Annotated in this window: 7 protein-coding genes; all 7 read right to left on the bottom strand. The window is 34.0% G+C overall.

Features of this window, described 5'->3' with window-relative positions:
• Positions 1-5: 5 nt before the first annotated feature.
• On the bottom strand, positions 6-1,139 hold the full coding sequence (locus Z053_RS0121515; RefSeq protein WP_025667033.1) for a type II secretion system F family protein: 1,134 nt from the start codon (positions 1,137-1,139) through the stop codon (positions 6-8).
• The gene (locus Z053_RS0121510) at positions 1,129-1,623 is read right to left on the bottom strand and encodes a PulJ/GspJ family protein (protein WP_035096534.1); all 495 of its coding nucleotides are present in this window, start codon (positions 1,621-1,623) and stop codon (positions 1,129-1,131) included. Before Z053_RS0121510 ends, Z053_RS0121515 begins: the two co-directional genes overlap by 11 nt.
• Positions 1,610-1,951: a hypothetical protein gene (locus Z053_RS30445; RefSeq protein WP_025667031.1), complete on the bottom strand. Its 342-nt coding sequence runs from the start codon at positions 1,949-1,951 to the stop codon at positions 1,610-1,612. Before Z053_RS30445 ends, Z053_RS0121510 begins: the two co-directional genes overlap by 14 nt.
• The gene (locus tag Z053_RS0121500; protein ID WP_035096533.1) at positions 1,929-3,152 is read right to left on the bottom strand and encodes a hypothetical protein; all 1,224 of its coding nucleotides are present in this window, start codon (positions 3,150-3,152) and stop codon (positions 1,929-1,931) included. Before Z053_RS0121500 ends, Z053_RS30445 begins: the two co-directional genes overlap by 23 nt.
• Positions 3,149-3,925 carry a toxin-antitoxin system YwqK family antitoxin gene (locus Z053_RS30440; protein ID WP_152538367.1) on the bottom strand — a complete coding sequence of 259 codons (777 nt, stop codon included), beginning with the start codon at positions 3,923-3,925 and terminating at the stop codon, positions 3,149-3,151. Before Z053_RS30440 ends, Z053_RS0121500 begins: the two co-directional genes overlap by 4 nt.
• A gap of 678 nt (positions 3,926-4,603) precedes the next feature.
• Positions 4,604-5,077 carry a hypothetical protein gene (locus tag Z053_RS0121485; protein WP_025667027.1) on the bottom strand — a complete coding sequence of 158 codons (474 nt, stop codon included), beginning with the start codon at positions 5,075-5,077 and terminating at the stop codon, positions 4,604-4,606.
• Positions 5,058-15,848 carry an RHS repeat-associated core domain-containing protein gene (locus tag Z053_RS0121480; protein WP_025667026.1) on the bottom strand — a complete coding sequence of 3,597 codons (10,791 nt, stop codon included), beginning with the start codon at positions 15,846-15,848 and terminating at the stop codon, positions 5,058-5,060. The genes Z053_RS0121485 and Z053_RS0121480 overlap by 20 nt, the downstream gene beginning before the upstream one ends.
• Between the last annotated feature and the right edge of the window lie 7 nt (positions 15,849-15,855).

Below are 15,855 nucleotides of genomic sequence, written 5' to 3'. Positions count from 1 at the left end.
CTTTTTTAAGAAGGTTGAATAATTTTACTTAAATCAAACATTGGTGAATACATTGCAATTAATACAGTACCCACAACCAAACCTATGATTACAATTATTAATGGTTCCATAATAACACCAATCATCTTAGTTTGGTGCTGCACTTCTTCATCATATTGTTTAGCCAATCGTTCAAACATATCATCTAATTTATTTACTTGTTCGGCTACGCTAACAAGCGAAACTAATTTAAAATCGTATATAGAATGTTTGGCTAACGCTTTTGAAAAAAGAGTTCCTTTTGTTACTTCTTTTTTGATCATATCTAAACTTGATTCTAACGGATAAAAGGATATCATACGCTGCACTAAATCCAAAGAAGTTACTAATGGAGTTTTTGCAGATAATAATAAGCTTAGCGATTGACAAAAACGTGTGATGTATATTTTTCTTACCAGTTTACCAAAAAATGGGATTCGTATAATTACATTAGATATTGCTTTTCTATAAAAAGTCCTGTTTTTAAAGTAAAAGTGAAAAGCTATTATGGAGATCAAAACAATACCAAAAACTATACTTATGGTTGAAAAATGCTCTGAAACATAAATAATTTTTTTAGTTAAGTTTGGTAAATCTTTTCCAAACTGTTTAAATACAGTAGCGAACATAGGTACGACGTACTTCATCATAAAATAAAGTACTCCAAAAGTTAACAGTAATACAAACGAAGGATATGTAAAAACCGATAACAACTGCCTCCTCATTTTTACTTTTCTATCGAAGTACTGAAATAATTCTAGTAATACTTCGTCTAATTTTCTGGTCTCTTCCCCAATTTTAACACTAAAGTATTCATACGGAGAAAACTTCCCAGAGTCTCGTAACGCCTCGAATAAGGCTTTACCTTGCACCACTTCTTTTGTTATAGCCTGTATCAGATTCTTGTGTTTCTCCTTTTTTTGCTGGTCTTTTAATATTTCAAGTGCCTTTCTAAAATCTACCCCAGAATTTAATAAAACAGAAAGTTCTTTATAGAAATCCATTTTATCTTTATCAGAAAAACGATTACCAAAACTCACTTCTTTAGAGAAAAAACTATCGTTTTTCTTCTTTGCCTTAGTGACATTTTTCGTTTTATATGTTGAAATATTAATACTCATCCAGCAAATAATTATTCATTCTCGATGCAAGAGAAATTTCTTTTGATTCAAAAAAATCAAAACTTGCTCCAAGTATCTCAATCTTAAGTTTTATAAGTTGATATTTTTCCTCAATTTTTTCGTTTTGGTCAAACTGAACCTCCAGAACTTTTATATTAAAAGTATCTACAGCTTCTGCTTTTCTAATGATTTTTTCTGTTTTGAAAAAATAGTGTATCTCTTTATTAGTACTCTCTAATACAATATGTCTATCATCATCTATATCTATAGATGTACTAAGTTGAACATCTTTTGAAAAAAGGTTTTGAAACTGGTTATATGTCATTAAATCATCTTGTTGATCTGCATAAACCACTACTTGTCTAGATAAATTATCATAAATAACATATACCATCGTAATCACCAATGATGATATCACCATGCCAATAACGAGTTCTAGCATTGTAAATGCTTGTAATCGTATATGTTTTTTATTCTCTAACAATGTATTGATATGTTTCTTTTTTTGATTGTACCTTTATCGTAAATACAACTTTATATCCTGCGTTATTTTCTAATTTCTCTACTTTTTTTACTACGGTAAAAGATTCAAAATCATAATCTTCATCTATAAATTGTTTTTCACTTTTTGTTTCCCAAAACAATTCTTTTACTTTTTGCCGAGCCTGATAATGAGCAATACTATGATCAGAGCCCAACACTCTACTATAAATTATTAGTGCCATAGACAAGCAAATTGCAATGATAGTCATGGCAATTACCGATTCTATAACAGACCCCGCTTTAACACTATATTTGTTTAATAATTGCATAGGGTTTAAAGTATTCACTTTTATTTTTAAAGAGCGGTATCCTTACAAATTCATCAGGAAGACTTTTCCTATCAATTGTTCCGTTTAAAATATAATTATCATATGCAGAGGCTTCTGTCCTAAGGTAAAAGTTACTTGTGTATACTGTACCTATTACATTTCCTTTAAGTTGTAACTTGCCACTACAGTAGATATCACCTATTACTTCAGCATCTTCTTCTACGGTAACTATCTTATCTAGTCCTCTATTTATATCATTTATCACCACTCCTCCCAAAATCTTACTTTTCTTTCCTATAGTAACTTCTCTTTTATCGACATTACCTCTATTCATCAAAATACCCGATGGGTATTTTAAAACTACATTTTCTTCAAGTCCCACTACTTTCTCTGCTAACACCTGTACATTACCAGTAAAACCAGATTCAAAAGCTACTTTCGGAGCATCTATAATAATATCTTCTAATACATTATTTTTTTTGATATAGATAGAGTCTTTAGATTTTATAACAATATTTCCCGAAAGCTTTTTATTATTTATGATTATAGTATCGCTTTCTATAACCAGTGTTTGCTTACTAAAACTGTTATATAAAAGAACATCGTCTTTTATTTCATTTAGCCTAATTTGGCGTACATTATCGATATCATATGCAAAATCTACATGGTCGATTTTTGGTAAACTCGTTTTTGAATTACGTTTTGTACCTATCAAAAATTTTGTATCTCGGTATGCATTAGAAGTGATATACCCTGCTTTTATACCTGATTTTGGTAAAAACACATTACCTGTTATTTTGGCTTTTTCTACCATAAATAAAGGTTTAGATGCATCTGAAAGATATAGTGCCATTGCATCTTCTTTTTGCCACTGCCCTATCAAAGCTGCTCTTTTTATAGTGTCTTTCTTAAAAACAGAAGTGGTTAACAATACCTTATAAAATCCCCATGGCTTTATACTACCAGAGGAAACCATACCATTATCAAAAACATCTATGGTAATTCTCTTCTCTTCGATATCTTCTATTTTTGCAAGAAAATACTCTTGTGCTGATTCATTGTTAGATACTAGTTCGGCATGGGCATCAAGCATTCCCTGATGTATTTTAGAATATCCACTCATCAATAACAGTGAATAACAAAATATCCCTACTACAATACAAATTAGTATCGCATACGCTATAGAACCAGCTTTTATCACGTATTATCCTTTTCTTTTTTACCAAATAATCGTTGAAAGAAATTTGGTTTATCGTTAGTTTTCTTTTTTTGTTTTGCTTTTTTAACTCCCTTTTTAGTATTCCCTTTTACCTTTGGGTTATTATTCTTTGTCTTTTTAGAAGTTGTTTTATTTTTATCTTTTTTAGAAAAAAGCCTTTTAAAGAAACCTGATTTTTTCTCCTGAGGAGCTACTGAATCTTTTGCTTTCTGTTTAAATAGTCTACCAAAGAACCCTGGCTTTAGTGTATCTTTTTCTTTACGTACTTTTTTACTATAATCTATAGTGTCACCTTTTTGCACGAAAATCCATTTCCCAGATCGTTTACCACTAGTATATTTACCTTTTGATATTATATTACCAATACTATCATAGAATACGCATTTGCCATTTAGTACTCCTTTGTTCCAGTTTTCTGTAGTTGCTAATTGGCCGTTTTTATACCAGGATTTCCAGACACCAATCTTTTTTCCTTTATTAAAATTGCCTTTCTCTGCCAACTCATTAGAGTAATAATACTTGGTATATACCCCATCCAATAATTCTCCTGCATAATCACTTTGTGTAGCCTGTACTTTTCTGGATTTAAACCAATAGTATTTTACTCCTAATTTTGGTTTTGGCTCATCCTCTGTAATATGAAAACTTTCTTTATACTTGGTAGTACTGATATTTTTCTTATTAAACAGTTCCTGCGAAGTTTTACAACTCAACAGGCAGGTGAATATGATACTTATATATATTATTTTTTGCATTCCTTTACAATACTTTTCCAACCATCGTGGTTATTATTTTTTTGCGCAAACTTATTGCTATACAGCTATACTATTTTTATTCTTAACATGTCATTTATTGTATAGTATATTATACTTAGCAAGTAACATCAACCATTAGTATAAAAGGTCAAAAACCCAAACCAAAAAATCAGCATAATCAACTAGTTATCAATATACTAAATATCAAAATCCAAAATAAACACATAGAGATAAACTCTGTATACTTATAAAAAATGAAGTCGCAAATATATTCATTTTTAAGTTGTTAAAAAGTTAAGATTTAACTTTGCTTTAAGAGGTCTATTTTTCTTAAAAAAAACTAGTTCTCTATACTATTTTTCACATCTTACGACATGTGTAATCAAACATATTAAATCACTTGTTACCATGCTTTTACATTAAGCTAAATCTTATAAAAATCATACTCAATCTTCGCACTACATCGTTTTTCACAGTACAAGAATACGAGTCCTGAGTTTCATTTTTCGGGACTGGGAAATATTTTTTTTATTTTTTTTGATATTAATCTATATAAAACACATTTTATATAGATAAAACCCTCTTTAGTATAAAGACAAAAGCTACCTAGAAATAGGTAGCTTTTGTCTTTATTATTGTTATTATTACTAAGTGTATAGATTACACCTTCATTAGATCTTACCATGTCATACTGAACACCAAATTATTAAGATCTAAATTAGGATGACCATCATTGCAATAATAAACTCTTTTATTATTAGTTATCTGCTTTATTTCAATTGCAGCTCCATTATGCCATGCTTGAGTAATTCCATTCCCAAAATCCCATACATTATAAATTAAAAGTTTCCCATCTTTAGAGTTGACATTCACAACAAAATCCTTTGGAGCTGTATCTTCCCATAACACAATGGCATCTCTAATAGTATCCTTTGAGTTTAATTTAAAAGTTCCTTTGGTTTTCAAAATAAACCCTTGTTTCCACTCACTATTTGTCTCAATGAAACAAAAATTTAAAGGTATTTTTTTTACCGGTAGATTAAAACGATCTATTCGTACTAAAAATTTTCCGTTAATCCCAACAGGTTTTCCTTTTGCTTCTCTAAAAAGTTTATCTAAATCTAAAATATTATTATCCTCCATTGTTTCCATTATTATTTCCTGTATGTCTGTATGGGTCTTGTGCAGCGTGTTCATCTGGCCAAACTTCTTCAAAATCAAATAGCCCGCCATCCCTTTGCGGTGGTCTATGGTCTAATTCCATACTTTCCATCTTTCCAGTTTCTTCATTGTAACGTTGTGGTGCTCTACCTTTTTTCATTCTTGCCAGATTATCTTTGGTGAATTCCCCTGACTTTGCATTCTTCGCTCTATTTTTCCAATGTCTTGCTCGTACCGCAGACCAAGATGGTACATTTCCAGCTCGAGTCAGATTATTGATAGGATCCCCAACTTTCCAGCCTTTTACATTATTTGCACGAGTAATTGGTGGTGCACCATTTTCAGGCACTTTAACTCTCATTCCTTTAGCTACTCTTGCCAAAATCATTCCTACAACTATATCCTTTGCTAAATGACTTAAAATTTCTTGATCACTAACATAATTTCCACTATAAATAGCACTTATTGGATCTTTTTTGAACTTTTCAAAATCCTCAATATAATTTCCAGTTCCTGTCTCTCCATTACTCATCATGTTATTACCACCTACTGCTGTAAAAGTATAGGAAATGTAAGAATTGTTATTTCCGGGAACTTCTACTACCACATAGTCCGTTTCAATAGAATTAGGGACTAGCCAATAATCAACAGTCTTATTGAATTTCAGTTTTGGCTCTTGCTTTCTTAAATCTAGCACATAAAATTCTCCTTCTAACCCCTCAATCTCTCTAGTGTAGATTGGCGAATTATGCGAAAAGTGATAAGGGCTCAAATATGGATATTTGGCAGTCAACGGATCCACTGCAAAAAACCTCCCTAATCTAGGATCGTGCATTCTATACTTATAGTTTACACTATTCCCTTCACCTTTAATTTCATCGTCTTTTTCTTGTCCCTGGAATCCATATCTATAGGATTTAGAGTCTTTATGTCGATTAGGTTGTAGCATCCCAAACGGATAGTAACCATTATAGCTTTCTACCTTAGCCGTTAAGTCTCCTGTAGCAGGGTCCAGATTTTTACGATCGTTTACCACTACTCGTACATTACCAAGGTGATCCTTAATCTCATAATACTTATTACCCAGATCACGATATACCAATCCACTGGTTGCCTGATCTTCTGTAGTAAGAATAGTATACGGTTGATACGGTTGGTATCCTGTTACTCCTCCGGTAGCAGCAGGTAAATTATTTAGTACTGTACTGGTTTGAGTATCTAGGTTCCATTCCTGCCCACTATTCGTTGTACCTACAAACTGGTAGAGTTTATTATCCTTATTTACTCTAAGGTCCCCTAATGCGTTAGTAGCTACTACCTGGTTATCTGAAGCTCGTTTTACGACCTTAGTATCTGCATTGGTTGTTACCTCCTGCGTATACTGCGTATAATAGATATCATCTCCTGTGTTTATCAAAGAACCTTTACCAATATTACCGTTGGTTACTGCAATAGTCGATACACTTGCTACTACTGGTAGTTTCGTATCCGGATCGAGCTGCCAGGTGCGAATTTCTGCATCTGTAGCTGCGGTCCATTGTGCGGGTAATGAGATATTATGATACACACTTATTGCCGTACCATCGGTTGCGATCTGCAACTCTCCATTACCTGCTGCATCGAAACTATCAAAGTATGCTGGTAGCAATGTACCATCAAAACTTACAGTTCCCGTTTCACCAATTGTAAAACGAACCAGGTTGGTTCCCGGTGGCGTCGTTACAGTACCATCGGTATGCATGGTGGCGTAAAGATATGCCTTTTTTTGTTGTTCGTCCTGGATCACTGCCATATGACGCCCATAATTGCTATAGGCAAAGTTTTGGTGACCCGTAATCGATACTCCGCCGCTATTACGTAAGGTTGCGCAATGTAACCCTGAAGCTGTATCTCTATAGAATATCAAATACTCACTAGGATTAGATGGGTGTTTTACTACTACTGTTTTTGCCTGCGGATCAATTGATGTAGCTGTATCAACATTAATAGTTTCTAATCCTGATACCAGATTACCTGATGCATCGTAGATCAATAATACAGAACGATCGGGATCAGTACTAAAGTAATTAGTTGCTACTGCACCGTAACTTATTACTTCACCCTGTGTATTCTCGATTAAGAAAACATTATTATCTGTTACAATAGGTACAATAGCTTCATTTTCTTGTTGTAAAGCTTCATACTGTAATGCATTAAACGTTCGATCTGCTTTAGCTTTCGCCATCTTGGTTCCAGGAACCTGCACTACAGCACCGTTTGTATCTGTTAACTCTTTACTATCATTTTGTACTAAGAATACATTGTCTAGTGCGTTTGTGATATTACTCATAAACTGTACTGCTACCTCTTCATAGTTTTCTATAGTATCAAATCCATAGGTACGCGTATAGATTACTTCGCTAAAGACATCCTGTCCAACACGATCACTACCATAGATAGGTCTCTCTGAGATGCTAAACGTTGCTGTATAGGTATTATCGGTTGCATCATTTGGATTTACCTTAACATCCTCGCGTTTATAGATTCCCATTACATTACCAGAAGCATCACAAGTGTAATAGGTTGTTTCTATTGCTGCCGGATTATGAATTTGCGGACCTTCTCCTGTTACATTATATGGCATACGGTTTACTTGCTTCATGGCACGCATACCCATACCATCATAAGTAAATGACATGTGTACTTTTTGCGTATCAGGATTACCCGTATTATCCGGGATAATTTCTGATACTTTACCAGCGGCTGTCCATACATAACGTAGTCCTTCGCTATTATCGCGAATTAACTGCCCTGTTTCATCGTATTCATAGTTTCCTACATTTTGATCAGGTAAATCATTGATTACTGTACTTACTTGTCCTGCAGCATCATCTACATATGTTAAACGATTAGATAAGTTTGGATCTTCAAGGTTATAGTGATACGTTAGATCATCTATTAGCTGTCCGTCATCTTTATGCCGTTTTAATCGTTGTAGGTTACCATTTTTATCATACTCATAAGATGTTTTAAAGGCATTGGCACTGCCCCCTATAGCACCATAGGTTTGATTGGTATCACTATACAATTGTGTAGTTGATGATTTGATTCGGTTTAACTGGTCATATCGGTAGTTATTTCCGGTAAGGTAACTCGCCCTATTTTTCTCTTTCGCTTCTTCTGCGACCTGAGAAGTCCAGGTGCTAATATTACCGTTATACAAGTTCTGTTGTACGCCGTTTACTGCATTTTCCAGATTAAACGGATTAGCCGCCGTAAGTCCAGAATTTAATACTCCATCACGAGTAAAATCTCCACGATAATAGCCTAATACCATACCAAATTCATCTTTGGCATGTTTTGTTGCGGCATCACCACGTTTATTATTTGCATCTGGATTATAAGCATTCTGTGCAAGATCAGGAGTATTAATACCTTTTAACCATCCATGAATGGTATAGGTAAAATCTAATCCCTGTACCTTATCTTCACCTAGTTCGGTTCTTGCTAATGGGCCATGTAGATAATAATCATATCGGGCATCTTCATCCCATACATAACCATCTTTAGATGTTTTTACAGATACGATTCTGTTATCTTCATCATAGGTATATTTATGACGATATTCATCTACTCGCCCTCTATTGAAATGAACTTCGTTTACATTACCCGATACTAAGTCATATGTATAGGCAACTGTTGTTCTTCCGATCCCTGGGAGTTCCTGTACGCACCACTCTACATTACCATGTGGATCATAGCTGTAATATGTTTTAGTAAGCTTACCGTTTTTATCTTTATTATTAATAAAACTTACGTTATTACGTAAAAAACGTTGTTTTTGATCTCGATAAGAAATTTCTTCTACTCTATCATTATAAGTGGTCTGAATATATTCAGTTTTATCAATCATTGGTAAATCGATTGCCACTTGTGGATTTGCCTGATTATTAATCAAGAAATCGGCAGGGAATATTTTTCCATTTAATTTGGCTTCTCCACCTTCACGCACTCTCCCCAGTTCATCATATACTATATAGGAGAATACTCCTTCTCGTTGCTGGCGCTCGTTTTGAGAATACCATAATTGACCAATATCATTATATACGAATTGTGAAGTACCTCCATCTGGTGTATTTTGACTAGCTAATTGTGAAATACTATTATAGTCATATCCCGTAACATATGTATGTGCAGTTGCACTACGATCGCTAACCGTACGAACTCCTTCTGGTGGTACTGTACGTACCAGGTTACCTGCACGATCATAATAGTATAGAGTGAAATGATAAGTATCACTTGTTCCCTGAGTATATTTTAACGTCACCTCATCATCTAGTCCTCCTGTATTATAAAGAACCTCATTTACATTAGCCTCTAACTTATCTATATTTTCAACAACACAAAGTTCTACTTTGGATGCGATCGCTTGATTAAATGTAGATGGACCAATAGGTTTAACCGTACGAGTAGTATCTGGTTCTGTATCATTTCTTTCTTTTTGAGTCGGAGATACCCAACTTAAACATATATTATAATTACGTCTTACCGGAGGTTGTGTTACCGCTGTAACTACTGTTTCTGCAGTACAACCATTAGCATCTGTTACGACAACCTTATAATTACCTGGTGTAATACCAGGATAACTAGAAGTACCACCTTCCTGAACAATTTCTTGGTATTTTAATTCTTCTACCAATTCAATAACGGGATCTCCGTCTGGAGGAAGAACTTCTTCTTCGGTTACCAAATACCATGTAAATGTATAGGGTGCAGTTCCTGATGTATATCCAGATACTGTACCTCCCGTTGTTCCTGATCCAGAAACTGCATCACAGCTGGTTTGGATATCTTCTATTATTGGAGTATCTAAAGGTGTTGGATCTTCTAAGGTTACTTTAACCGGATCTGTTGCTCCGCATCCACTCTCATCTGCAACTACTACACTATATTCACCAGCTATAAGCCCTGTAGCAATATACCCTATCGAAACCACTTCGCCGGCAGTATTGGTCCATTCATAGCTAACCGCTCCTGAATTTCCTGTTACCACAACCTCTGCACTACCAGAATCTTCTCCTGCACATTGTGGATTATTAGCGATCGTATCTACGGATAAGTTAGAAAGCGCCTTTATATTGAAGTATTTCGATGTCCCACAAGCTTCAAGAGCACCATTATATGATGTAACAGCACTTGGTTGAACAAAAATTTTGTAATTACCAGGACCAACATTCTGTAATTGAAATGGTGTAGGGTCACTTCCTAATGACGGAATATCATCAAACACTTCTGGTGTTCCTACGAATTCTCCTTCACTATCTACGCTTCCAAAGAATACAGTATACCCCGAAACAGTATAAATTGAACAGGAATTCCCATTATTTTTTAATTCAAAGTTTACATCTAAAGTGTCATTAGCAAAACAAACTTCCAGATAAGGAGAATCTTCTTTAATAGTTACACTAGCTCCAATAGTTCTCGGTCTAAAAGGAGTAGAAAATATACATCCATTAGCTGCAGTGATTTCTACATAATAACTATCCCCAACTATTGCATTTATAAGCTCATGACTTTGTGCATCAGGAAATGTTCCTGTATAAGTAACAATATCTTCAGATGTACCTCCTGTAACTTTATATATCCTTCCTGTATAATTTGTTCCTGTAAGAGATGGGTGGACATCTAGCGTATTAAATGATACCGTTACATTACCACTTGTGACATCACAAGGTAATAACGAAACACATAATTCATCTATAGGTTTATCTACAACACCAATTGCTATTGATTTTTCAAATTGACAACCGTAATTATCTTTGAATGTAATACTGAAATTTCCTTCGGGTATATTTTCTATAGTTAATTCCTGCCCATTTGTTAATTGTTGACCAATAGTAACCAGGTTAGGATAGGTAGAATTTACAATTTCGAAAGGCTCTTGCTCTAAATACCCAGTGCCTTGTTCTCCTGTAATGCTAACGGTAACTTTACCATCAGACTTACCAGAACAACTTACACCATCTACCAAAGTAAGGTTTATCTCTGCACTTGGGTATACTTCTACATCTACAGTTGCAGTACCGCTACAATTAGGCGCAGGGTTTGTTGCAGATTGTACAGTAACTTGTAATGATGTTGAATTTAATGGTCTAAAAGTAAACTGATTACCATTAGAAGATATAGGCTGTACATTCCAGGTATAGGTATAACTTCCTCCTACTAATGCTCCAGAAAGTACAACTTCTACCACCACATCTTCACCTTCGCACACAGGAGAACTGCTTAATGTATTGATCGTTATTCCCGGAAACGGAGAGTTTACCACTTCTACAGTATCACTAGCTGTAGTAACCTCAAGGTCACAAACCTGATTATTTGAAATACAAGTAGCTTGCCCGTTTTGTATGGTTTCTGCCTGATACTCAAAACTAGTTCCCGATAGATTAGTTAAACGGGTATTTATTTTAAAAGTTTGATTTTTATTAGTATCTAAATCCGTTAGACTCCAGGTTACTGTAGTTGCCGTAGTACTTGTAGGTGCAGGAAAACCACTTACCTCATTTGCATAAGTAACCCCGGTTGGTAATGTAACTACCAATTGTTGTTGAGCAATAGGATTAACACTTGCATTTACCACTGCTATAGTTACTTCATTACTATCATTACAAACCAAAAAGTTACTACCTGTAATGTCTACTGTTATATCCGGAGTAGTTAATCCTTTAAGCGGAATAAAACGATCAAACTGAAGATTGATATTTTCTGAACAGTTGGTAGTTCCTTCTAGGAAAAACTTAACTGGTTTTCCCGGGTTATAGTTACAATCTGAATTTAGGCTTATTCTAAAGCTAATTTCATTCTTACCGGGTAAACGAATTCCTGGGATCGTACTTTCTGTTGCATCGGTAAGATCTCCTGATGCTACCAATAAAGAAGTTACTAAATCTGATGCTTTGATGATTAGATCTTGGGTACCTGATACATTTTGTTGTATAAAAGAAGCAGGTACTGTAGCTGATGCTCCACTATAGGTATAAGTTATCGTACTTACATCTGAAGCAGAAACTCCAACTGGTAAATCAACAGTAACATTGGTGTCATATACATTGGCAAACTTAGAGCTTACTACTTTTACATCAAAAGCAATATCCTCACAAAGGTCTACTTCATTGCCTACTCGGTTTACTTCCCAATCAATTCCTCCGGTTTTGTATCGTAAGGTTACTATATCTTTTTTGTACTCATATTGGCAAGTTAAAATACCAGGGTTATTTATTGAAGTTACTGCTGTCAACTCTGAAGTTTCATCATATGCTTCTCCCGAAAGGGGCCATGAATCGCAATACCAACCAGCTATTAAATCTATATCTTGTTCCACATCATTTTCGCAAACTCTATATTCTGCTATTGGATAAATGGTAACACAAGTTTCTGCATTTATAATAGTCCCATTTAATCGTATTAACATATTTTTAGGCTTGCCAGAACGGGGATTTATAGGGCCATAAAATATGATATCCTCTTCGGGAATCATATTTCCATCCTGATCTTTAGCTCCTATTAAAATTGTGCTTTGATCTTCATTTTTTAATTCTAATGCGATCCAAGCATTTTTAAGTGCATAAAAATTGTTATCGTTACAAAATTGTATTGGCCAGTCTGTCTTTCTTTCAAATCCTTCTTGTACCTGATTTGCTGAAACAGAATATGGCACATTGAATTCTTCTATAAAATTGATAATATTTTCTTTATTTAAAGAAGAAAAATAATCGATAGTCACTGAAGGGTCTTCAAGTAAGTCGATATAAAACAAATCCATAGGAAATTTCTTTATATTTCCTAATGGAGGAACTGAATAATTATCTTCACAAATTGGTTCTATAGCATTATAAAAAGAACTAGTACCTACATGCTTATCTCCGCTTAATAACGCTAATTCATTCAAAAATAATTCTATCGTATTATTGGTTAAATTATAATTAGTTAAAGGGTTTAGAAGCGCAGAATTATCTTTATTAAAGAAATGAGGAGAATTTGAATACGGATTTTCATTTTGTAACTGATATCCATCTGGTAAATTATATACTGATCTAACAGGTAATATTAATGGTCTATATTCATTAACAAAATCATCCCCTCGTGTAGCAGAAGTTACATTAAAACCAGCTAATGGATATCTATAACCATTATAACTATTACAACTTCTACGGTTATTTGTTATAACATATGCAGAAGATTTCGGAACATACAATTCAAAATTTGTTCCTTTTGAAGGGCCGCATCCATCAACTCCCGAATTGTTTTCTCCTAAAAACTTTCCTCTAAAGACGGAAAGGTTATAAGCCCCTGGTTCTAAAGTTATATTTGATTTTTTTAATAATTTAAGTTCTAAATCTTTTACTTCTAAAGAGATATTTGATCCAGAAACAGCGCTTACAGGAATAGTATAAGTATACGTAACTCTATTCCTACTATCTACCTGAACAGAAGGGTTAGTTAATCCATAACTCGTATTATTGATTAAAAGAAATCCATCAGTATTATGTTCCAATAAACCTATGTTAACACCTTCTGGAAGGTTAAATGCCATCTCAAATGAGATTTTGTTGTAAGATTCTCCGGCATCTGTATTTAACAATCCTGTTGACGTCACTAAAACCTTATCAAGAGGATATCCTTTTTTCAATTCAATTCCTTGGGTTTGAGCAGTTACTTTTGGTATTGAACTTAATTGATTTGCAGTATAATATTCTAATCCATTATACCCTTCTACATAACCAAATGTATTTCTAGTAACGTCGAATGTTTCTGTTTTAAAATCACAGGTATCCCCTCCTCCTCCTGGGCCTCCTGGATCCGTAGTACATCGCTCAAACATTGTAAATACAGACGATGATTCTCGAACCATTTCTAACAACTCCAAACTATTATAGTCATTACAAATGTCTACATCCATTTCCCATTTTATATCCTCTATCGTTTCTACTAAAGTATCGCTGCATTCAATCAACACTTTAACTTCATATCTTCCATTTTGACCACCTCCTCTTACTTCGTATTGATTATTTCCTATTGAAGTTGCAGGTAATACCTGAGCATCAGGGTCAGGTGAATTTGTATTTTTATTATACCAAATGACATTCTCTATTTTATATCCTTCTGGCACTGTAAATCTTGAAAGGTAGTTTTTAGAGAAGTTAATAGCTCCCAACACTATATTTTCTCTTAACAAATTCCTATAATTCACATTAAAAACCAGTGTTGGAGTATCTCCTGTTTTCAATTCATTTGGCACTACTATATTTGGTGAAGTTGGTTGATATGATCCAAAACTTAGCCCATTAAAACCTCTATAATTATAACTTATTGAACCACATGAATTCGAAGTACTATATAATGTAGAGTTTGTTATTCTTTCAGAACTTATATTATCAATAATATTGGCATCCCAAACAAAATTAAATTCAACATCAATAGTTACTGTAGATCCTACAGGTAAATCATCAAATACGCCATCTTTATCAATATCATCTAGTCCAACTCCAGCACCATCAGGGTCTGTACTAAAAAATCCATTTGCATTAAGCGAGAAATCATACTGTATATCATTAAACCGTGGAGCTCCAATCAATTCATTACCATTGATTAGCATTTTATTAACTCCTAAATCTTTAAACAAATCTCCTTTCTCTAATAATCTTAAGTTAAAAGCAGCATCTGCAGATGACACATTTGAGCCATTTCCTAAATTAGTATAAGTATATCTTATTTTTATAGGATCTCCACATAAATCTCCAGATTTCACTAGAGTTGTTTTTGAAGAGAATTTTGGTGCTCCCTGAACAAAGCTTAAATAATTTACAGAAGTCGCATCTTTATCATCTATGACTTCACAAAATGTAGTATTGCACCCATACACTGCAGTATAATTTGTTGCCATAGATGATAAGCAATCTGTCGCATCAAGTGATACTTTGTCTATAAATATCAATCTTTCATTTTGCTCAAAAGCAGCATTACCATTTCCTATCGTTGAAAAATTAGTAATTGTATATTCCAAACGTTGTAGTCCGGCTCCTAAAGGGGAAGTGACTGCTGGCCCAATAGGTGTTAATACCTGACCCGTAGATAGTTTGAGCTCATTAAAATCAATATTGGCATCGTAGTCTACATATAATCTAAACTCACTCACAGCTCCAAGACCACTATTACTTACTTCAATTTCTCTATTAAATACAGAACCGTCGGTATCTTTTTCCAATACACCTACCTGTATATTAACATCCTGATCTTTTACCTTTACAAATAGTTCTGGAAAATTAACATTATACGATTCTGAAGTACCAGTTACTGTTTGTTCTGCCCCAGCATTTACCTTATATGCGACTGAATTTGTATTTCTTACAACAAATGTCTCATTGGTTTGTGTTGCAGAATCAAACTCGGTTAATAACGTACAGCTTCCTTTTGCAGTATAGGTGAAATTAGTAACTTCATTAGCCTGAATACTAGGTATTGCAAACTTTACCTGGCCAGCTGTATTACTACTATTAGGATATTGCGAATTCACCAAAGTAATTCCATTCGGTAATGTAGAATTATATACAATACCAGATAAAACAGCATTACTTCTATTGGTTAATTTAATGGTAAAAGTTACTTCATCGCCGCAAACTACCAATGAAGCATTGGTAGATGTTTCTATCAACAAATCAGCATTGGATTGTGCATATCCTATTACAGTAAGTAATAGAAAAAGTACAGTATATATTTTTTTCATCTTGTGT

It is taken from the genome of Aquimarina megaterium XH134 (assembly GCF_000520975.1).
GTDB classification, from domain to species: domain Bacteria; phylum Bacteroidota; class Bacteroidia; order Flavobacteriales; family Flavobacteriaceae; genus Aquimarina; species Aquimarina megaterium.
The sequence above is the reverse complement of the archived record's forward strand: the minus strand, read 5'-3'. Positions and strand labels throughout refer to the sequence as shown.

Bases quoted from the DNA above. Each gene is read 5' to 3' on its own strand.
- Z053_RS30445 (WP_025667031.1), bottom strand. From the start codon at position 1,951: ATGCAATTATTAAACAAATATAGTGTTAAAGCGGGGTCTGTTATAGAA.
- Z053_RS0121485 (WP_025667027.1), bottom strand. From the start codon at position 5,077: ATGGAAACAATGGAGGATAATAATATTTTAGATTTAGATAAACTTTTT.
- Z053_RS30440 (WP_152538367.1), bottom strand. From the start codon at position 3,925: ATGCAAAAAATAATATATATAAGTATCATATTCACCTGCCTGTTGAGT.
- Z053_RS0121480 (WP_025667026.1), bottom strand. From the start codon at position 15,848: ATGAAAAAAATATATACTGTACTTTTTCTATTACTTACTGTAATAGGA.
- Z053_RS0121515 (WP_025667033.1), bottom strand. From the start codon at position 1,139: ATGAGTATTAATATTTCAACATATAAAACGAAAAATGTCACTAAGGCA.